The sequence below is a fragment of the Mobiluncus holmesii ATCC 35242 genome, from assembly GCF_000185445.1.
In the GTDB taxonomy this organism is placed as follows: Bacteria; Actinomycetota; Actinomycetes; order Actinomycetales; family Actinomycetaceae; genus Mobiluncus; species Mobiluncus curtisii.
Genome location: NZ_GL622346.1, coordinates 2,047,864 through 2,068,173, shown reverse-complemented (window position 1 = coordinate 2,068,173; position 20,310 = coordinate 2,047,864). Strand labels below are relative to the sequence as shown.

Here is a 20,310-nt window from a genome sequence, read left to right as displayed (position 1 = left end):
CCGGCTCTTTTGACAAGAATTGGGCACTTTTTACCTATAGCTTTATGAAAAAATGCTTGAAGAGGTCACGCGGAATCGCCACGACCGGCACGTCTTTTTCTCCACTTTTGCCTGCATTTTCAGGGAAAAGTGCGGCAGCTTCAGCGTTGTCATCAAACCTGAGTGTAGCCTTAGAACCAGGTAACAATTTGGCTTCACTTAATTTCTTAAGAACGCCCTCGCAAGCCTGGACCGGCTCTCCGATTCTCCCAATCTGTACCGTTCCTCCGTCAGGGTGGCGACGCCAGAAAGAATCCAGAGTAGATCCTTCAACAGTAGGGTCAAAGTTCTTGTAGTTCTTCACTCGGCGGGGTATCGGATTACCGTAGGGATCACATTCCGGCATTTTCAGCAGTGTCAACAGTAGAGACTCGACCTTTTCACTCATGACGTGTTCCCACCGGCAGGCTTCATCGTGAACCTCGTACCAAGGCAAACCAATCACGTCAGTCAAGAGACGTTCCGCTAGCCGATGTTTGCGAATGACCTCAGTGGCTGCGCGCATCCCCTGTTCAGTCAACGAAATTTTTCGGTCGTCTTCCAGACTCAACAGCTCATCGCGCTCCATACGGGAGATGGTCTGGCTGACCGTCGGTCCGGAATGCCCTAATCTCTCCACGATTCGCGCTCGCAGTGGAGCCACTCCGTCTTCCATCATCTCGTAGATGACTTTCAGATACATTTCCGTGGTATCGACCATTTCGCTCATTCGCGTGATTCTTTCTGCATCGTGACTTCTCAGCAACAGTCAGGTTCTACACCGCCGAGAACACTCTCTAACTTATCAAAAATCTCAACTTTCGGGCATCTCTCCAGCCGGGTTCCTTCCTCAGTCTGTTTCCCCGGTATCCGCATATTTTCTGCACAAGGGTCCTGGGGCGGGCTGATGCAGATTGTTCGACCAGTTGGGGGTGATGGCATAATCGAAATGTGAGTGAATATGCGAACCTAAAGATTCCTACCGAACTTTTACCTAAGGACGGTCGTTTTGGCTGTGGTCCCACCCTGATTCGTCGTGAGCAGTTAGATTGCTTGGGGCGTTCGACTCTCATGGGAACTTCTCATCGGCAGCCCCCGGTAAAGAATCTGGTAGCCGACTGTATCTCGCGGATGCGTGAACTTTTTGAGGTTCCCACCGATTACACGGTAACCCTCGGCAATGGCGGAGCCACCACTTTCTGGGCCGTTGCCACCGCATCTTTAGTGAGACACCGCGCCTCTCATGCCGTCTTTGGTTCTTTTGGGGAAAAGTTCGCCAAAGAGACTTCTGGCGCACCTTTCTTGCAGGAATCACTAATCACCAAAGCCGAGTTAGGGGACTCCACCCTCCCGCAGCTTTCCGAACAAGCAGACGTTTACGCCTGGCCGCAGCAAGAAACTTCAACCGGGGCGATAGCTCCCGTGAAACGCGTGGGTCACGCGGATCAGTTGGTGTTGATTGACGCGACTTCCATTTCCGGCGCTGTGCCCGTCGATTTAACTCAGACTGACGCCTACTACTTTTCTCTGCAAAAGGCTCTGGGGTCAGATGGCGGGCTGTGGTTCGCTTTCCTTTCACCACAAGCGGTAGAACGCGCCAGTGAAATCGCCGACGCGCCGTCTGCGGACCGCTGGATCCCCGCGATTTTGAATTTGAAAACTGCGGTGGCAAATTCTGTCAAGAATCAGACTTTGAATACGCCCGCCATTGCCACTTTAGAGCTGCTACATTCTCAACTGCAATGGTTAGCTAGTCTCGGCGGACTCCGGGACGCACACCAGCGGGTTTACGCCAGTTCAGAAGCGATTTATGCCTGGGCGCAAGCGAAGCCTTTCGCCGCTCCCTTCGTTGCCGACCCGGTAAAACGCTCCCCGGTTGTTTCCACCATCGAATTCGATGCTTCTGTGGATACCGCGGTCCTGCTCCAGGTTTTGCGCGCCAACGGTATTGTTGACCTCAGCCCCTACCGTGCCGTGGGACGCAACCAACTTCGCATCGGTACTTTCCCCTCTACTGACCCTGCCGACACGGCAGCACTGCTAGCTTGTCTCGACTACGTCATCGAGCGCCTCTAAACAATCCGAAATCTCAAAAGACCCGGTCAATGCCTTGACCGGGTCTTTTGCTGGGAAACTTCGTTAGGAAATCAACGCCTGAATGGGTCCCAGAGCAAAGTAGACAACGAACAAGAGACCCACGACCCACATCAAGGGGTGAATCTCTTTCAACTTACCGCGCGCCAACTTCATGATGATGAAAGCGACGCAGCCAAACCCGATACCGGCAGTAATCGAGTATGAGAAAGGCATCATGGCAATAGTCAAGAATGCCGGAATTGCATTTTCAGCATTCTTCCAATCAATGTCTGCCACCTGAGTCATCATTAAGAATCCCACAAAGACCAAGGCGGTCGACGAGGCTTCTGCCGGCACCAGCTCTACCAGCGGGGCAAAGAACATGGACAGCAAGAAACACAGCCCCACTACGACGGAGGACAAACCGGTACGGGCTCCAGCACCGACGCCGGAGGTTGACTCCACATAGGACGTGTTCGAAGACACACCGCCCAAACCGCCAGCCATAGCCGCCAGAGAATCAATCAGCAGGATTTGGAAGGTACGCGGCGGGTTGCCTTTCTCATCAAGCAAACCGCCGGCTGCGCCGACACCAACCATAGTGCCCATCGTGTCAAAGAAGTCTGCCAGCATCAGGGAGAAAATCAGCAGTAGCACTGAGATAACCGGAAGCTTCGTGAACGCCCCGAAAAAGTCAATCTGACCGAAAGTGGCAAAATCAGGAAGCTGCACGGGCGAGCCCTGCAAAGCAGGGACGTTCTTGGTCCAGCCAGTTTCGTTGACGACCTTGCCGGTCTGGTCAGTCATCAGCGGGATTTTCAAAATTGCTTGGAGAATGACCGCCAAAACGGAGGACACCACAATCCCAATGAGGATGGCAGCCTGAACCTTGCGAATGTAGAGGACCAAAATCACCACGAAACCGACTAGGAATACCACCATCGGCCAGCCGGCAAAGGATCCACCGATGCCAAGCTGAACAGGTGTCCCGCCGGGACGCACGACTCCCGCGTTGATGAGACCAACCAGCGCGATAAACAGACCAATACCGACCGAGATGGCGACTTTCAGCTGGCTGGGAACGGCATTAAAGACAGCTTCACGGAAACCGGTGACCACCAGCAGCGTGATGACAACGCCCTCCCAAAAGATAAGCCCCATCGCTTCGCCAAAGGACAGCCCGAAAGGACCAAGCACCAGGGTAAATGACACCATCGCATTCAGTCCCATGCCAGCCGCCAGAGCCAGGGGGAAGTTTGCTACCAACCCCATCAGAATGGTCATCAAGCCTCCGACCAGGGCAGTTCCAGCCGCGATAGAGGCAGGGGTGACATTTTCAGCTCCACCTGCGCCAGCTGCGGCAATCAGGATGGAGGGGTTGACGACCAGGATGTAAGCCATCGCGAAGAAGGTCACCAGACCGCCGCGGATTTCTTGCCTTACGGAAGATTTACGCTCGGAGAGTTCAAAAAAACCTGCGATTCCGCCGCTGGTGCGGGCGGAACTCTTAGCGGTTTTCTTTGCGGATTTGTTTGCAGTTTTTGTTGTATTGTTGCTCACTGCTTAACGCTAGCTGTTTCCGTGAGGATAAACCAAAACGCAACGTCACAGGCTTAGGCATCCGCGGTTTGTCCCGAAAGGGTAATCTCATCCGGATCGAGTTCCTGCAAAGATTTGTCATCCAGGAAGGTCCGTCCTACCGGTAACGTACTGGGGGTCAAATCCGCATCAGTTTCGGAGTGTGCCCCACAAGTGTGGTCCATCGCCACTACGTGTCCGTCGTCAGGGCTCCACGCATTGGTGCACAAGCCAAATTCCAGCCGGAGTGAACCGCTGATTTTCCAAAGGTAACCGCAGGTAGAGCACGGGTCTTCCGGCGGGTTACCGTGGCGATCCAGCTCGGTACGCGAATGTACATCACGCAGCCAGCGTTTTACCGCCGCATTGCGCCCCTCACGGTTCAGGACCCGCTTGCGTCCCAGTCCCAATTCCCACAGAGCCAGCTGGTCAGCGTCTTGCCCGGTGGCTTCGTATCCTTGGTCAAGGTTCGGATCGTCGGGATTGTAGGGAGTGCGGTCTTTTCGCCCCAAGTCACCGGGCTCCAACCGCTCTGACCAGGGTATCCACGGGGGTGCCAGCAAGGCACCTTCAGCCGGCAACAGGTCCGTTTCGCACACTGTCCCAATCCGTCCGTGTGGAACTCGGGTCAGGCTGACAGCCCAGACCCAACCTTTATATCCCGGTTTCAGACACTGGAAAAAATGCGTCACCAACCGTTGACCAGTGGCTTCCACCCGCAGGTGCTCCCCCACTTCGGTGTCTTTCGTGATGGATTTTAGGGCGTTACGAGCCAGGTCAGACTGTTTTGCTAGTACGGAGTCAAGCTCCAAAGTCTCCGCAGGCTTGGTAGCCTGGGTTTGTTTTTGAGCCATCAAAAGCTCCTTCGTGTCACTTCTTGGTTTAGTTCATTCATTCTGGAGGTGCTCATGCTTCGAAAGACTGCGCCACGATTTTCAGCATCTTGGCAATTTGTTTCCCGTTCTCGGGATATTTCCCCCGTCGCAAACTTCCGGAGGCATCGTCGAGAATCCGGATGAGATCCTCCACAATAGGCACCATATCAGCAGCTTTTTTACGTTGCGCTTTCGCTACGGAGGGAAGTTTTTCAACTACGGTTACATTCATGGCTTGACGACCACGTTTGCCGTCAACCACCGAGTATTCAACCTTGGTACCGGGGTGCAGGTCCACCACGTTCTCAGGCAGAGCCGAGGCATGGAGAAATACCTCTTCACCGTCGGCTCCAGCTACAAAACCAAAGCCTTTGACAGCGTCGTACCATTTCACTTTCCCGCTCGGCACTTGTCCTCCTCTGTAAATCTTGGTTCACTTACCGCGTAAATCTAACGATTTCGGCAAAGTTCTCAACCCAACCAGTCTAACTGTAAGCCACAGCTGAGATAAAGTTGTAGGTGACGTTTGTTCTGTTTGGAAGAAAGTAGCAAAGTTACTGTGTTCTCAAGAATTCGTTTCATCGCGGTGGGTTTTATTTTAGTGATGACGGGGTTTGTTCCGGCGGACTTCGCGCAGGCTTCTCCTGCTGTCCAACCCGCCGCTGATCCCCTGGATGTTTCGAGCAGTCAGATTTACGACCCCGATAACAAGCTGGGCGACGATGGTATCTACCAGGTGAAGAGTTCTCTTGAAGCCGCCAAGAATTTTAACATGTCGGTCTATATCGCTATCGTCCCTGATTTCGGTGAGCTCTCTCCCCGCGAATGGAACGAAAAAACGATGCAACTTTCGCATTTACAAGCTAATTCTTATCTCCTCTCCATTGCCTATAATCCCAATGCCGACGGTGCCGGAGAGATTGCGGCTTCTTCTACTGCTGGTTCAGCTATCAATAGTGCCCAAGCTGGCGACCGGGCTATGCAGGTTTTGCCTTATCAGTTGAGTAACGGCGATTACGCATCTGGAGTGAGTTCTTTCGTCCAACAGTTGATGGATCTCGCCATGTCGGCGGAATCTGGTCCGGCAGCTCCCGCGGATAACGCCGACGTTTCAGGACGTTCCACCAACAACTGGTTCATCCTCATGCTGATTTTGGCAATGTTGGTGGCAGTGGCTTTGGCCATCGCGATTTATCGGCGGAATTCCTACAGCACAGCAGCGAAACCTCAGGACAGCGCGAAGTTTGACGGGGTTGAGAAAGTCAATCAAGACAGCTCGGTTGAAGGCAACGCGACATTTGCCCCCGCAACTGCCACTGAAACAGCGTCTCCGGAAAACGCTACTCAGTCCTTCGCGACTTTTGATGCCCCTGCTCTGGTTGGAGATACCCCCGAAACAGTGCCGACAGATACCTTTGTTGCGGCTGCGCCGACAGCCGCAACACCGGAACAGATTCAGCCGGAAGCCCCGACCTATCCAGAGCCAGAGATGCTCTTCGATGAAGCAGCAGCCGCTGAAAGCGAGGTCAGCTACGAACGGGGTCTCAACGCTGTACACGATTTGAACAAGGCAATTTTTGCGGCGGCAGAGGACTTGCACGCTTCCGTGGAAGCCTTTGGACCGGCGGAAACCACTAATTTCGCCGCCACCTTGGATTTCTCTCGAGAGCAAGCCAATGCCCTGATGAACTGGCTTGCAGGAGCAGATTTAGTCAGCTCCGAAGAAGCCGGGCAAGTTGAGGATTCGGCTCAACAGGTTAAACAAACTCTGTCCGCTGAGGTACTCGAATTCACGAAGCGTCGCTACAATCCTGACCAGGTCGAGGTTTCCCTCAACCGGTTGGCAGCTGCCTGGAACCGAGCTCGGAAATCTTTGGCACAGGTTGAAATCGTGGAAAAACAGCTAGAAACCGACTATCCCCAGGCGAATCTGGGTCATGCCAGTGCCAATCTAAGTCAATCGAAACGGCTACTAAAAGCTGCCTACAAGGGAATTTTGTCCGGGCAAAAGTGTTTGCAAGAAGGGGACACCAAAACTGCAATTCGTTATGCGCGCGGTTCTGAGCGAGCAATCACTCAGACCGAATTCGCCCTCGAACACATCACCAAGCTCGGTGCATTTCTATCTGAAACCAAAGAGCACCTCTCCAACATGTTGGAAACATTGAACGCGAATGTGCAAACCGTCCGGACCTATGATCCCGAAGCAAGTGGTCAGGAAATCGCCATTACGTTGCGAACTATGGAAAAAGCCCAGAAGGCTCTGGTCGGGGAAGGGGATCCCATCGAGGCTTTGAGCAAGCTCTGTGGTCTGCAAGCCAACCTGTTCAATATCTATGGCACTTCGGTTTTGGCGCAAGATTTGGCTCAGTTACAAGGACAATTCCCGCTGCGTTTAGAGTGGGAGCAGCAGCATCTGGAGCTGCTGCGCACTGACATAATGCTGCGTCGCAATAGCATTGACCCGCAGATTGAACTGGAATTGGCTCGCTGCGAGCAACTTATCGCCCAGGCACGGGAGAAGCTCTCGCAAGGACCGCTCATCGGGATGACGATGCTTTCTACAAGCGCAGAGATGTTGATTCAGTTGGGCAGTGGGATACCGGAGGCTTTCCCCACGCCAGCTAAATAGTCCTCTGATAATTGTTTTGACCCGGTTTCCGGGTCAAAACTGTTTTTTAGGGCAGTTATCCGCCCAACGCCATAGTTAAAAAAGTTATAGGATGCTGAGAAGTCTGAAAATATCGGGATACCTTTTGGAAGTCCCGGCTATTCAAATTTTGAAAATTTAAAGATAAATACTGTAAGTAAAGAAAAACTCAATGAAGCTGCAAATTCCTGAAGAAGAAACGACTTACCTTTTAGTCGATGGAGAAAACATCGACGCCACCTTAGGGCTGAGCGTCTTGGGACGCCGTCCCGACCCTGACGAACGCCCCCGCTGGGATCGTGTCCGCGACTATGTCTCGGAAACTTTTCCGGGTCAAACCAAAGGGCTGTTCTTTCTAAATGCGTCCGCGCACATGCCCATGACGTTTGTCCAAGCCCTGTTGGCGATGAATTACCAGCCGATTCCGCTTGCTTCTGAAAGGGATGAAAAGGTTGTTGACGTGGGGATTCAGCGCACTTTAGAAGCTATCGACAAACAAGAATACGGAAATGTGGTATTAGTTTCTCACGATGGTGATTTTGAACCTCAATTGCGCAGTCTGCTGCGCAACGACCACGACGTTACGGTGGTTGGGTTTGAAGAATTCCTCTCCGGCGAATTGCGCACTCTCGAGGAAAGCGGTCTAAAAATCGTGGATTTAGAACGAGAGATTCATGCCTTCAATGCACCGCTGCCCCGTATCGGAGCTATCCAGCTGAGCGAATTTGTCCCGGAAGATTTTATTTAATCGCGGCTAAACGTTCCTGACGCAAACGTTGCAATCCAGGAATTTCCGGTACCGCCAGGGGCAGGGGAATTCCCAAGGCGCGGGCTAACAGCAAGTCAGCCAGCTGCGGATTTCGAGCCAAACACGGACCGTGCAGATAGGTCGCAATGATAGAACCCTGCACGCAACCTTCCATTGGTTTTCCGTCCTCTGCGACACGATAGCCCTCCGGAATCTCCCGGCTGACTTCACGCCCCTGCTGTACACCGGCTGCTGCACTAGCGCCGTCTGCCAGTCCCGGAGCTACCCCAGGCTGACCGTTACCGATGCCAGAGGCCACGAATCCCAATGGGGATGCGTCCCGACCTAAGAGAGTTGCGCCCCCGTGATTCTCAAAACCAGTCAGGGGTTCACTCAGTTCTCGCGCCAACGGTAAACCGCTCGGGGAACTGACCAATTCTCCGATAGCTCGCGCTCCTTGCGGCAGAGTCACCACGTCCAGCAATCCTGCCCCTTCGGTGCGTCTGCCTTCCGCGTCCGTGTACCAAGTTCCTAGAACCTGGAATGCTGCACATATCGCGAGAACGGGTTTTTGTTTTTGTACCGCTCGTTCCAATCCGCGGTCGGTTAAGAGGCGGCGAGAGGCAATGGTTTGCGCAACGTCTTCCCCACCGCCCAAAGTGTAGATATCCAGGCTCTCCGGGATTGCCTCAGTGCAGCTCACGTGAACAATCTTAGATTGATAGCCCAACAATTTGGCTCGATGCGCCAGCACCACCGCGTTACCGCCGTCTCCGTAAGTACCCAATACTTCGGGCATTAAGATCCCGATACGCAACGTCGATTCGTTCACTGCAACCACCCTCGTGCTACAAATTCAGCCCGTGCATCACGGAAACTTGTGTAGTTCAACAATAAATCAACCTCACCGGGCGCAACCATCTCGATAGCATCCAAAACTGTCGATGCCCAACGTGTCTCAATGTCGGCGTAGTTCAAACGCACCTGTAAATCAGCGCCACGTTCGCCGGTAGCGACCACGGTTTTTCCGCTTAAAGATTCAAAATTCACATCCCACAGCCAGCTCAAATCGGTTCCATCGGGAATTTGACCGTTGACTCCCACGATGATTTCAGCCTGCGGGTTCAGCATCGTCAGAGATTCCATCCATCCTGCCGGATTCTTTGCTAACAGCATCCGCACATGGCGCCCATCCACGCTGAAACTAGCGTAACGCCCTGCCACATCTTTCACTTGAGCGATACCGGTAGCAGCAGCGGAGACCTCCACGCCCAGTAATCTCGCTGCCACGAAAGCCTGCAGGGCATTGCCACGATTTGCTCGACCGGGGAGCTGTATCGTCGCGGTTGTTTCCTGCCCACTGCCGGTATCGATTAGCTGCACAGGAACACCGGGCTGGTAGCTCTCGGCTTTCCAAATCCACTTCGGGTGAGGCCGAGCAAACTCAGACTGGGTCGGGGGCTTGTCCCAAGGCACCTCATGAGCCAGCAGTTCCTCGACTGGAACCGAGCGCCACGACACGTCCCGGTCGAGACCGGAAGCTAGTTCAGGTGGTTTTCCAGTGGTCGCGTCCGATTCATCCGGAGAATAAATAATAGCTCCGCCGGTTCGAGGAGCTGTCAAGGAGTCTCCATTCCAGCCTTTGCCTGCCGCGACCCAGACGGGATGCGCGCTATCCCAAGCTGCCGAGGTCATCAGAGGATCATCTACATTGGCGACCACGTAGGCTTGTGGATTTTCATCGACAGCGCGACGGATGCGTTTTTCAATAACTGCGATTTCCCCCACTCGATCCAGCTGATCACGTGAGAGGTTCAACAACACGATAACCCGCGGGCGAGTTGCTTTCGCAATCAGCTCCAGGTGCATTTCATCAATTTCCAGAATCGCCACGCCAGCGCGCGGATTCGACATCAAAGCCGCGACAACTCCGGGAGTCATGTTATCTCCGCCACGGTTTGAAGCTACAGTTACACCTCCCGCCCGGACTGCTTCGCTGAGCATTCGCGTAGTTGTTGTTTTCCCATTAGTACCCGTGACCAAAGCAACAAGCCGATCTGCCGCCAAATGCTCCAGAATCCTAGGCTGCAGCCGCAACGCTACCCGACCGCCAATCATGCCACCGCTGCCTCGCCGGGTGACTCGGGACAGCCACGCCGCACCTCTGCCCGCCGCTAATGCGAGGCGATCACGAAGATTCAGTCGACCTTTCCAAGGCAGGACCGATAGACTGTTTAGGTCTGAGGAAGAAACGGATGAACTCACGTAACAATTCTAAGGGCAATATCAAAAACAATCTCATACAGCCCTGCATACTACCTAACAGTAACATGCAAGTCTATTGATATAACAGCGAATTCTGCGACAGCTAACGATTTATTACAAAACGCTTTGGGCGAAGAAGTCAAAGGAGAATACCATGCAGGAAATCGTCATCCTCGGCGGCGGCACTGCCGGGTCAACCGTAGCTAATCGCCTGTACAGAAAACTTCCTGCCCATGAATACCGCATCACGGTAGTGGACCGCGACAATAACCATCACTACCAGCCGGGATACCTCTTTATACCTTTCGGTCTGTATAAACCCCGCCGCGTCGTGAAACCTCGTTCGCATTTCTTGCCTAGGGGAGTGCGTTTCCTCATGGATACCATCAAACGAGTGGATCCGGTGGCTAAAACCATAGAACTTGGAAGTCAGATTATCCCTTACCATTACCTCATCATTGCCACGGGATGCACCATCCGCCCCGACCAAGTGCCGGGAATGAGCGACCCCAGGGTGTGGCGCAAATCCGTCTATGACTTTTACAGCTTGGGCGGCGCAGTCCGTCTGCACCGGGCGATGCAGCAATTCAAGCGCGGGCATCTGGTCGTGCACATCTGCGAAATGCCCATCAAGTGCCCCGTAGCTCCGCTGGAATTCGCGCTCTTAGCGGATTGGTTCTTTTTCATGTGCAGACGCCGTTTAGACATAGATATCACTTTCGTCACCCCGCTGGACGGGGCTTTTACTAGACCCGTAGCCAAAGCACAGCTCGGAGAGCTGTTACGTCATCGCGACATCGAATTGGAAACCGACTTTAACGTTGAATACCTCGACCCGAAACGCAAAGTTCTGATTGGCTACGACGGGCGGGAAATCCCCTTTGATTTACTGGTGACAACCCCTCCGACCATGGGTCAGCAATACATCGCTGATTCTGGCTTGGGAAATGAATCCAACTATGTTTCCGTGAATAAGCACACTTTGCAATCCACCGCCTACCCGGATATTTTCGTGCTGGGCGACGCGGGAGATTTTCCCACTTCCAAAGCCGGCGCAGTGACTCATTTCCAAGCCAAGACTTTCGTGCCGAATTTCCTCAATTACTTACGCGGCAAACCCTTGACGGAATCTTTTGATGGACACGTCACTTGCTTTATTGAGTCGGGATTTCACAAGGCGCTGTTGCTCGACTTTAACTATGACGTACAGCCAGTCACGGGCAAGTTTCCCCTCCCCCTGGTGGGACCGCTAAGCCTGCTGAAAGAAACTCATTTCAACCACTTGGCTAAAATAGGGTTCTATTTCGCATATTGGGGTCTCTTGGTGCGCGGTCTTCCGCTGCTGCTACCTCGTAACATGCCTAGATTTGGCAAGGACTTTGCTCGGTGGGGTCTGCGTGATGATGGAGTCACAGTGCTTCCTCCGATGCCACGTCAAGCAGTATCTCCCTCTCCACAAGTTCGGGTTCCCGTGGTCAAGGTGACTCCTCCGACTCCTCAGGTGGCTCCGTATCCCACCCCCAGCTGTGAACCGCCAACTCCTGCCGCTAGTAACCAAATTCCAGTATTGCATCAAGTCAACGGCATACCTATTGACGTAACCGATGAGGGTTTCATGATTCATCCGGAACAGTGGAATGACGAAGTCGCCAAGGGTTTAGCGGCGGCTTTGCACATAGAGCTAGATGATGCTGCTTGGGAAGTGGTGCATTTTGTCCGCCACGAATTTGAAGAATACGGTGTCTCTCCAACCTTGGGGCGGATTGCCAAGGTAGGGGGATTCAAGGTCAAAACCGTTTTTGAAATGTTTGGAACCAAGCCTGCGAAAAAGTTAGCCTTCCTCGCGGGGGCCCCGAAACCGGTCGGATGCGTGTGAAAATGGCAAGCTTAACTGACCAGATTCCAGAACCTTCCGAGAGACGAAACATACCATCAAAGATCAGGATTATGACTCCCTCACCAGACGCACCCGCAAATGCTGACTCGTTCAGAGAAGCTGACGAGATTACCTACGTAGACCGCAAGATGGCGTTTATCTGTTCCAAAGGCAACCTCGACATGGCATACCCTGCCTTGATCATGGCTCACTCCGCACTCAACGCGGGGGTTCACGTGGACGTATTCTTTACTTTCTGGGGCTTGGACATAATCAATAAACGTACGATGGACCGACTCAAGTTCACCATGCAAGGCAACGCTGCCATACACTTTCCCACACTGGAAAAGTATTATCCCGGATTAGGGGATATGCATTTTTCTCCATCGTTTGGCGCCCTGCCGGGAATGACGAAACTTTCTACCTGGTACATGAAAAATGAGCTGCAAAAGATGGAAATTCCGCCCGTACGCGACATGCTTGAACAGATTGCGCAACTGGGGGCGAACCTGTGGGCATGCAAACTTTCGGCAGACATGATGAAGCTGACACCGCGTCATCTACACAAATCCGTCCGAGGAATTGTCGATGCTGATACTTTCATCGAGATGTCCGAGGGAGCACAGATTATCTTCATCTAAGTTTTCCGGGTAGGTCGCCCCGTCACCAGTGCGGTAAAGTGGCTTGGTGCCGTTTGTTTTGAGAGGTGGGCAATGCCAAAGATATGTGTAATCGGAGCGTCAGCGATGGGTACGGCGCTCTGCCGACCACTTGTTGACACGGGTTGGGACGTAGCCATGTGGGGAACCGAATACGACGATGTCGTTTTGGATGCCTATGCTCAGGGTCAACCCCACCCCGCGATTCACGTGCCCTTGGCACCCCAGGTTAAGACCTACCGCGCCAAACACCTCGATGCGGCAGTGAGAGGCGCGGAAGTGCTGGCGATATGTGTTGCCGCAGTAGGTCTACCCGATATCACCAGACGCCTGGCACCATACTTCGACCGTGTGCGGGCAGTCTGGGTACTGACGAAGGGCTTTGTCAAGGATGAAGCGGGTCAAGTTCATTTGCTGGCAGAAGCAATGGAACAGATTGCGGTGGCAAATGGTGCCGAACTACCGACTCTGGTCTCCATCGGAGGTCCCGTCATCGCCCGCCAATGCGCGTTGAGTGAACCCACCGCGACGGTGTACGCCTGCCAGGATTTCGGAGCCGCAATTCACTACGCCCGGACGGTACGCACTGATTATTACCGCGCTTTTCCAGCTGAAGATACGACCGGGGTGGAGGTCTTGGCTCCTTTGAAAAACAGCTACGCCATCGCCTTGGGCGTGACCGAGGGTATTCAGGAATCAACCGGATCTCCACAATCTAACTTGCGCGCCGCCGTGTTTGCCCAGGCAATTCGCGAGATGTCTCTGGTTTGCGAAGCTTTGGGCGGTCGCCCGGAATCTGCCATTGGTCTGGCGGGAGTAGGCGACCTGGAAGTTACCGGTATTTCGGGCCGCAATAAGTTTTTCGGGATGCGTCTCGGGCGCGGTGAGCACCCGGACGAAGCCGAAACCGAAATGAAAGCGGCAGGGCACACGGTCGAGGGGGTACACTCCACCCCCTTGGCAATGACACTCATCGAGCAGCGCTGCCCGCAGCTTTTGGACGAACTGCCTCTGCTGCGCGCCGTGGACGAAGCCATTAGCGGAGAAGTGGATATTCGCAAGACTCTGGTTTCGGCAGCCCTGCCCGCCTATCCCGCGGATAATTTTGCTGCCTCGCAGCAAGGTAAGTGGAACTCGGATTGGTCTCCCGCTGCATCTGGTCTCTCGTGGAGACTGAAGAAGCTGGTTAGACGGTTCAAAAAATAAATTAAACCGAGGGGTCGGTCTCTCAACAGTTCCCGCCACGCTATTATTTTCGTTAGAATTCTGAACGGATTCGATGGCGAAATCACGAAGCAATGAGGCTTGGAATGAAAAACGTGGTGATTATTGGTGGAGGTACCAGTGGCACCGTCACCGCAAATTCGCTGGCGCGCCGGTTAGATTGTAAAGAGTTCCAAATCACCGTCATCGACTATTCCACTCGACATTATTATCAACCGGGTTTTGTCGCATTACCTTTTGGGAAAATTCCGAATCCTCTGCTGTGGCGGCGGCGCCGGCAGACCCTCCATACTGGAATCCGTTTCCTGCAGGATAAAGTAACCGCGGTGGACCCGGTCGCAAAAATGGTCATCACCCAGGCCAAACAAATTTCCTATGATTACCTGGTCTTGGCAACAGGATGCGAGTGTCGTCCTGAGTTGGTCGAGGGAATGGCGAAGGGAACCCTCCTGAACACAGGGATCTATTCTTTCTATACCCTGGCTTGGGCGCGACGCTTACGCCGGGCGCTGCAGACCTTTACCCACGGTCACCTCGTCGTGCATATCTCCGAATTCCCCATCCGTTGCCCGGTCGCCCCAATTGAGTTCGCCCTGAAAGCCGAACACTATTTCTTTACCCACCGGGTCCGAGATGACATCGAAATTACGATAGTTACCCCGCAATCCCAGGTTTTTGAGCAATCTATCGCTGCTCGGAATCTTTCTAACCTGTTGCGCCTGCGCGACATCGAGGTGCAGCCTGACTTCGTAGTCCGTCACATTGATGCAACGGAAAAACGGATGTATGCCTACGACGGCAAGGCTATTGATTACGACATGCTGGTGACCGTTCCTCCCATGCGAGGTCAGCAATTCATCGTAGATTCCGAGCTGGGCGATGAAATGGGATTTGTGCATCCAAATTTGGAAACCCTGCAGCATCGTGAATACCCCGATATTTTTGTCATTGGCGACACTGCCGATTTGCCAACTTCCAAATCTGGATCTGCGTGCGTATATCAATCTAGGGTATTAGTTTCTAACTTACTTGACTACATGGCTGGTAGGCCAATGATACGCCGTTATGATGGTCACGCGATGTGCATTATCGACACCGGTTACAATCAGGCTTCCGTAATTGATCGTTCCTACACCGTACCGGCAGTAACTGGAAACTGGTTTTTTCCCTTCCTGGGTCCCCTGTCGTTGCTGAAACAGACACGGAGAAACCACCTCGCAAAACGGCTCCTGTTCGTGTTCTATAGCGCGTTCATGGCAGGTCTGCGTGTTTTTGACAGATTCTCTCATATACAGCTTTTCGGTAAGGAATTTAGGCGCTGGGGCTTACGCCCCGACGGCACTACTCCGCTGTCTGCTCCAGACACGACCCCAGACGCCGACAGTTTAATCGCCCCCACCTGGAAACGTCGCCCTAACGCCTGTCTCGCGGCGGCATTTTCCACAAAAGTTCTGAAAATACCCGTCCTCCACGAAGCCGGAGGGAGAAGTATTGACGTGGACGCGGAGGGCTTTATGACGAATCCATGTCAATGGACCCGCGCGGTCGGGACTGATTTGGCGCGAGCGATTAACTTGGAAATGACCCCCCGACATTGGGAAGTCATCGAATTTGCCCGACAGAGTTTTGTCAAATACCACGTCAGTCCCTCTCTGCGGCGTATGGAAATGGCGGGACACTTCCCAATTGCAGAACTGTTCGAGCTGTTCCCATCCAAGCCAAATAAACTCATCTGCTACGTAGCTGGTATTCCGAAGCCCCTAGGCTGTATCTAAGTGCCGGAAGGATATTGATCTATGGAAAAATCTGCACCTGATTTTTTTGACCAGGATTTCTGGCGCGTATCTGAGCCATTGTTGCACATGGAAAAACGCAAGATGGCATTTATCTGTTCCAAAGGAAACCTCGACATGGCTTACCCGGCGCTAATTATGTCCATCGCAGCGCTTACCGAAAAAGTGGACGTCAATATTTTCTTTACTTTCTGGGGTTTGGACATTATCACGAAACGCACCATGGACTCCCTAAAATTCACTATGCAAGGAAATACAGCTCTGCACCTTCCCCTTTTGGAAAAATTTCGTCCCGGTTGGGGGAAACGCTACCTGCCCCCGAGCTTTGGAAATCTGCCGGGTGCCACGCATCTCGCCACCTGGTACATGCACAAAATGCTTGAAAAGAACGGTATCCCTCCCGTGCGCGACTTGTTAGAACAGATTGTCGAAATGGGCGGTCATCTGTGGGGATGCAAAATGACCGTTGATCTCATGGGGCTGCGCCAGAACATGATGTTCAAGGGGGTTTCTGGGATTATCACCGCCCCTGATTTTATTAAGAAATCGGAAGACGCACAGATTATTTTTATCTAATCTCCTGGTTTACTCCCCTCGCCCTCTTGAGCGCCCAAATCGAGCGCTGTTGCTGCCGCCGCTTAGGGGTGAAAAATGACCGGTTCCGCGGGTAGATTTTCCGGACTCCAACTCGCGAGAGCATGGTTCAGGATTTCCTCTGTGGGGAGGGTCAGCAGTGCGGTCTCGTCAGTTTTCGCTGCCAAACAGCCCAATGTTTCTAGGACCTTCAAGAGAATCTTTTGATCAGACCACCCCAGCGCGTTCAGTTCCGGGCGGGTCACGGATTTATCTCGCTTTGCCAAACGCTGCCCTTGCGCATTCATGACCAGTGGCACATGAGCATAGGCGGCAGGATAACCACCCAAAATTTCGGTCAGCCAGGCCTGCACCGGAGCGCTGGAGGCCAAGTCAGCCCCTCGCACGATTTGATCCACACCCTGATTGATGTCGTCCACCACCACGACCAGCTGATAAGCCCAATCCCCATCGGTGCGTCGCAATACGAAATCGTGAAGCAGACCAGTCAGTGGTCCCAAAAGAGAATCTTTTACCGTATATTCCACTCCTTGTGGCGCCCGCAAACGCAATGCCGGTTGGCGACCTTGCGCTGCCAGTGCGGCCCGTTTAGCCTCCCGTTCAGAATCACTCAGGTCCCGGCAGATTCCCGGATAAATTCCTGGTTTCCCGTGCGGCGCACTGGCAGCTGCCGCGATATCTGCCCGCGAACAGTAGCATTCATAAACCAGACCTTTTTGTACCAACTGTTCCAAGGCGACTTGGTACAACTGGTGGCGCTGTGATTGGTAGACGACCCTCCTGTCGCTCACTATGCCCAATGCCGCCAAATCTGCCAAAGATTGTGCAGCAAAACTGGGACGGGAGCGTCCGGTGTCAATGTCCTCTATTCGCACCAGGAATTCGCGCCCACTGGATTTAGCGAACAGATACGCTGCTACCGCGGTGCGCAGATTCCCGAAATGCATGACTCCTGACGGGCTAGGAGCAAACCGACCGAAGCCACCGCGACTCACGTTAAACCCGCTTAACCAGCGGGAATGTAATAGTTTCGCGGATTCCCGACCCGGTCAAGGTCATCAGCAGACGATCGAGACCCATTCCCATACCACCTGCGGGAGGCATCCCCTGTTCCATAGAGATGAGGAAGTCTTCATCCACTTCCATGGCCTCCGGATCTCCATTGGCAGCATCCAAAGCCTGCTGTTCAAAGCGCGCTCGCTGTACCACCGGGTCATTCAACTCGGAATATCCAGTGGCAACTTCAAAGCCACGTATAATCAAATCCCACTTTTGTACCTGACCGGGCTTATCGGGGTGTGTCTTTACCAAGGGCGAAGTGTCTTCGGGGAAATCGCACACAAAAGTCGGTTCCCACAATTTATCGCCAACCAGTTCTTCCCACAGAACTTCGACGATTTTCCCGGAGGGATAGTAGGGTTCCAGCTCAATGCCGAGCCGATCTGCCAATGCGACCAAGGCATCTTTCGGAGTCCGCACCGTGACTTCCTGCCCCAGCGCTTCAGACAGGGAACCGTAGAGGTCAATCCACTTCCATTCCCCGGATAAATCGAATTCGGTTCCATCGCTCAAAGTTACGACTTCGGTGCCGAACACGTCCCGTGCGCAGCGCTGAATCATTTCCTGAGTCAAGCGAGCAATCTGGTGGTAGTCTCCGTAAGCGCAATACACTTCCAGCATCGTAAATTCAGGAGAGTGCGAAGAATCCGCACCTTCGTTGCGGAAGTTCCGGTTGATTTCAAAGACCTTGTCTATTCCGCCAATCAGGCAACGCTTGAGGAACAGTTCCGGGGCGATACGCAGATAGAGCTCCGTATCGTAGGCGTTCATATGGGTCACAAAAGGACGGGCGGCAGCCCCGCCGTGCAGGGTTTGCAGCATCGGGGTTTCGACTTCGATGTAGTCGTGTTCATCCAGGTAGCGACGCAGTGTCTGTACCACGCGAGACCGGTTACGTACCATGTCGCGGGCAGCGGGACGCATAATCATATCCAGGTCGCGCCGGCGAACCCGCATATCCTCGCTCAGTGAAACTTCTTCACCAGCCTCGTTTATGTACGATTTCGGCAGGGGGCGCAAGGCTTTACAGGTCAGCTGCCAAGAATCCACAAAAATGGACAGCTCTCCACGTTTGGAGCTGATGACCCGACCGTGGACAAACAGGTGGTCGCCCAAATCAACCTCCGCTTTGTAAGCGGACATTGATTCCGGACCGACTTCCCGTTCGCTAATCATGATTTGAATGGTGGAACCATTGCCCTCTTGCAGGGTGGCGAAAGCCAACTTGCCACTGGAGCGCATCAGACGAACCCGTCCTGCCAAGCCGACAAATTCTGCGGTTTCTTCCCCTGCCTGCAAATCCGAGTATTTTTCACGAACTTCAGAAATGGTGGTGGTTATATCCACGTGAACCGGATAGGGATTTTTGCCTTCTGCCAGCATCTTGGCGCGTTTCTCCGCGCGGATTCGGATCTGTTCAGGAGCCTCGGCAGCATACGTTTCCTCGTCGCTCGCCACAGGCGCTGGGGTTACATTCTCAGTTTTGTTTTCTTTTTCAGCCACCGTTCTAGTCTAGACCATTCCCCGGTCGCGTTGTTCAGTAAGGGTTTTTACCCTTTTCAACCGGTTCCTCGGCGGGTTTGCGCCGGGTAAAATTGCCCCAAGAAGTCAATCAAGATGTTTAGGGGATGCGATGCAACTTTCCGCCGCTGACAAAATGACTGTTTCCACCCGGCTGAACGAAGCTAAACAGTCCTTAGATGAGGTTATCAGCCTCCTCGACACTGATGCAGACGCGAGCGTATTGATTTCCAAGCTGAACGAGTCCTCACGCCGCTTAGACAGGGCTTCTTTCGCCCTGATGGTTTCCAGTTTGCAGGGTACTGCCGAGGCCAGCGAACCGGAACGCGAGGCAAACATCAAACACCTGGAACAGCTGTTCTTGCACATTGAGTAAGCGGGTGCGACTGCAAAACGCAGGCGCACCCGGAATTAATCAAACAGGATGAGTTCCCTGTCCACGTGCACCCCGCGAGGAGTCCGCTTCGAGCGATTCCTCCCGCAACTACCATAGATTACTACCCCAGAAAGGCGCGGCAGAACCCTTGTGACCTCTAAAGTTGCACGTCCATGTTGTCAATCAGCCGAGTAGAACCGACCTTCGCCGCCAGTGCCAAGATTGCCGCACCGTGAAATTCGCCGGTAATCGGCACGAACCCTGTCGGGTTCACCAAGGCGACATAATCCACGTCTATGCCGGGCACCGCTGTGAGACGTTCCCGCACCTTAGCTGCCAAATCGCTCGCACCAAGACGAGAGGCGTTTTCTCTCCCCCACTGCAGAGCCTGGGAAAGGTTTAGAGCAGTGTCGCGTTCCTGCGGGGACAAGTAGCGGTTGCGCGAGCTCAAGGCCAGACCGTCGGGTTCCCGGCGGATTTCCACCGGCAAGATAGTCAAAGGGAAGTCCAGGTCGGTAACCATCTGCGAGATAATGGCGAGTTGTTGGGCGTCTTTCTTACCAAAAGCCGCCACATCGGGACGAGTCAGGTGGAACATCTTGCCCACCACCAGCAGCACTCCGGAAAAATGGGTAGGGCGAGTTTTGCCTTCTAGGATTGTGGCGGCGTGTCCGGGATCAAAGCGGACCAGTGCCTCACCGGATGGATACATGACCTCAGGGGTAGGCGCAAACAGGGCGTCCGCCCCGACTTCTTGAAGCTTGGCGGCATCCCCTGCCAGGTCACGAGGGTAGGTGTCGTAGTCCTCACCAGGCGCGAACTGCGTGGGGTTGACGAACACCGTCACCAGCACGGTATCTGCCTGGGCTTTCGCAGCACGTACTAAATCTAAATGCCCTTCGTGCAGGGCTCCCATCGTCATGACCAGACCAAGTTTGCCCTGAATACCTTTGCGCCAGGTCGCCAATTCTTCTCGGGTTTTCAGTAATTCCATGGTC

General features: G+C 53.6%; 18 protein-coding genes. 9 read left to right on the top strand and 9 right to left on the bottom strand.

Annotated features, from left to right (window positions below):
• Positions 1–34: 34 nt before the first annotated feature.
• Positions 35–748 carry a metal-dependent transcriptional regulator gene (locus tag HMPREF0576_RS08820; RefSeq protein ID WP_004011531.1) on the bottom strand — a complete coding sequence of 238 codons (714 nt, stop codon included), beginning with the start codon at positions 746–748 and terminating at the stop codon, positions 35–37.
• 221 nt (positions 749–969) lie between these two features.
• On the opposite strand from HMPREF0576_RS08820, the gene serC reads away from it, so the two are divergent.
• Positions 970–2,094 carry a phosphoserine transaminase gene (gene serC / locus HMPREF0576_RS08815; protein WP_004011530.1) on the top strand — a complete coding sequence of 375 codons (1,125 nt, stop codon included), beginning with the start codon at positions 970–972 and terminating at the stop codon, positions 2,092–2,094.
• 63 nt (positions 2,095–2,157) lie between these two features.
• On the opposite strand, the gene HMPREF0576_RS08810 is transcribed toward serC, so the two are convergent.
• Genes HMPREF0576_RS08810 through HMPREF0576_RS08800 form a run of 3 tightly spaced genes read right to left on the bottom strand, consistent with a single transcriptional unit; the run spans position 2,158 to position 4,956 of the window.
• Positions 2,158–3,654, bottom strand: coding sequence for an NCS2 family permease (locus HMPREF0576_RS08810; RefSeq protein ID WP_004011529.1), 1,497 nt, complete (start codon positions 3,652–3,654; stop codon positions 2,158–2,160).
• Between the two features lie 53 nt (positions 3,655–3,707).
• Complete coding sequence (locus tag HMPREF0576_RS08805; protein WP_004008015.1) at positions 3,708–4,526, bottom strand: DUF3027 domain-containing protein; 819 nt, start codon at positions 4,524–4,526, stop codon at positions 3,708–3,710.
• Positions 4,527–4,578: 52 nt separating this feature from the next.
• Positions 4,579–4,956, bottom strand: a complete 378-nt coding sequence (locus HMPREF0576_RS08800; protein ID WP_004008511.1) for a cold-shock protein — start codon at positions 4,954–4,956, stop codon at positions 4,579–4,581.
• 177 nt (positions 4,957–5,133) lie between these two features.
• Here HMPREF0576_RS08800 and HMPREF0576_RS08795 point away from each other — a divergent pair, with 177 nt between their 5' ends.
• Complete coding sequence (locus HMPREF0576_RS08795) at positions 5,134–7,179, top strand: TPM domain-containing protein (RefSeq protein WP_245527400.1); 2,046 nt, start codon at positions 5,134–5,136, stop codon at positions 7,177–7,179.
• A gap of 190 nt (positions 7,180–7,369) precedes the next feature.
• A complete protein-coding gene (locus HMPREF0576_RS08790; protein ID WP_004008012.1) occupies positions 7,370–7,945 on the top strand; it encodes an NYN domain-containing protein in 576 nt (191 codons plus the stop codon).
• Here the strand turns inward: HMPREF0576_RS08790 and HMPREF0576_RS08785 are convergent.
• On the bottom strand, positions 7,938–8,777 hold the full coding sequence (locus HMPREF0576_RS08785) for a type 1 glutamine amidotransferase (protein WP_004011527.1): 840 nt from the start codon (positions 8,775–8,777) through the stop codon (positions 7,938–7,940). The genes HMPREF0576_RS08790 and HMPREF0576_RS08785 overlap by 8 nt on opposite strands.
• A complete protein-coding gene (locus tag HMPREF0576_RS08780; protein WP_245527413.1) occupies positions 8,774–10,165 on the bottom strand; it encodes a MurT ligase domain-containing protein in 1,392 nt (463 codons plus the stop codon). Before HMPREF0576_RS08780 ends, HMPREF0576_RS08785 begins: the two co-directional genes overlap by 4 nt.
• 199 nt (positions 10,166–10,364) lie before the next feature.
• Between HMPREF0576_RS08780 and sqr the strand changes: the two genes are divergently transcribed.
• From sqr to HMPREF0576_RS08755, 5 genes are all read left to right on the top strand, one after another.
• Positions 10,365–12,086 (top strand): type III sulfide quinone reductase, selenoprotein subtype, encoded by a 1,722-nt coding sequence (gene sqr / locus HMPREF0576_RS08775; RefSeq protein WP_004011525.1) that lies wholly within the window; start codon positions 10,365–10,367, stop codon positions 12,084–12,086.
• A gap of 71 nt (positions 12,087–12,157) precedes the next feature.
• Positions 12,158–12,727, top strand: a complete 570-nt coding sequence (locus HMPREF0576_RS08770) for a DsrE/DsrF/DrsH-like family protein (RefSeq protein ID WP_036324614.1) — start codon at positions 12,158–12,160, stop codon at positions 12,725–12,727.
• Between the two features lie 72 nt (positions 12,728–12,799).
• Positions 12,800–13,951: an NAD(P)H-dependent glycerol-3-phosphate dehydrogenase gene (locus tag HMPREF0576_RS08765; protein WP_081439160.1), complete on the top strand. Its 1,152-nt coding sequence runs from the start codon at positions 12,800–12,802 to the stop codon at positions 13,949–13,951.
• Positions 13,952–14,055: 104 nt separating this feature from the next.
• On the top strand, positions 14,056–15,744 hold the full coding sequence (locus tag HMPREF0576_RS08760) for a TusE/DsrC/DsvC family sulfur relay protein (protein WP_036324442.1): 1,689 nt from the start codon (positions 14,056–14,058) through the stop codon (positions 15,742–15,744).
• A 21-nt stretch (positions 15,745–15,765) separates the two neighbouring features.
• Entirely contained in the window at positions 15,766–16,338 is a 573-nt protein-coding gene (locus HMPREF0576_RS08755; RefSeq protein WP_004011522.1) for a DsrE/DsrF/DrsH-like family protein, read from the top strand.
• A 62-nt stretch (positions 16,339–16,400) separates the two neighbouring features.
• Here HMPREF0576_RS08755 and gluQRS read toward each other — a convergent pair whose 3' ends face one another.
• Together gluQRS and lysS are read right to left on the bottom strand one after the other, a co-directional pair.
• The gene (gene gluQRS, locus HMPREF0576_RS08750; protein ID WP_004011521.1) at positions 16,401–17,351 is read right to left on the bottom strand and encodes a tRNA glutamyl-Q(34) synthetase GluQRS; all 951 of its coding nucleotides are present in this window, start codon (positions 17,349–17,351) and stop codon (positions 16,401–16,403) included.
• 1 nt (position 17,352) lies between these two features.
• Positions 17,353–18,918 (bottom strand): lysine--tRNA ligase, encoded by a 1,566-nt coding sequence (gene lysS, locus HMPREF0576_RS08745; RefSeq protein ID WP_004011520.1) that lies wholly within the window; start codon positions 18,916–18,918, stop codon positions 17,353–17,355.
• A 130-nt stretch (positions 18,919–19,048) separates the two neighbouring features.
• Here lysS and HMPREF0576_RS08740 point away from each other — a divergent pair, with 130 nt between their 5' ends.
• The gene (locus HMPREF0576_RS08740; protein ID WP_004011519.1) at positions 19,049–19,312 is read left to right on the top strand and encodes a hypothetical protein; all 264 of its coding nucleotides are present in this window, start codon (positions 19,049–19,051) and stop codon (positions 19,310–19,312) included.
• 157 nt (positions 19,313–19,469) lie between these two features.
• Here HMPREF0576_RS08740 and panC read toward each other — a convergent pair whose 3' ends face one another.
• On the bottom strand, positions 19,470–20,306 hold the full coding sequence (gene panC / locus HMPREF0576_RS08735; RefSeq protein WP_004011518.1) for a pantoate--beta-alanine ligase: 837 nt from the start codon (positions 20,304–20,306) through the stop codon (positions 19,470–19,472).
• Positions 20,307–20,310: the final 4 nt, after the last annotated feature.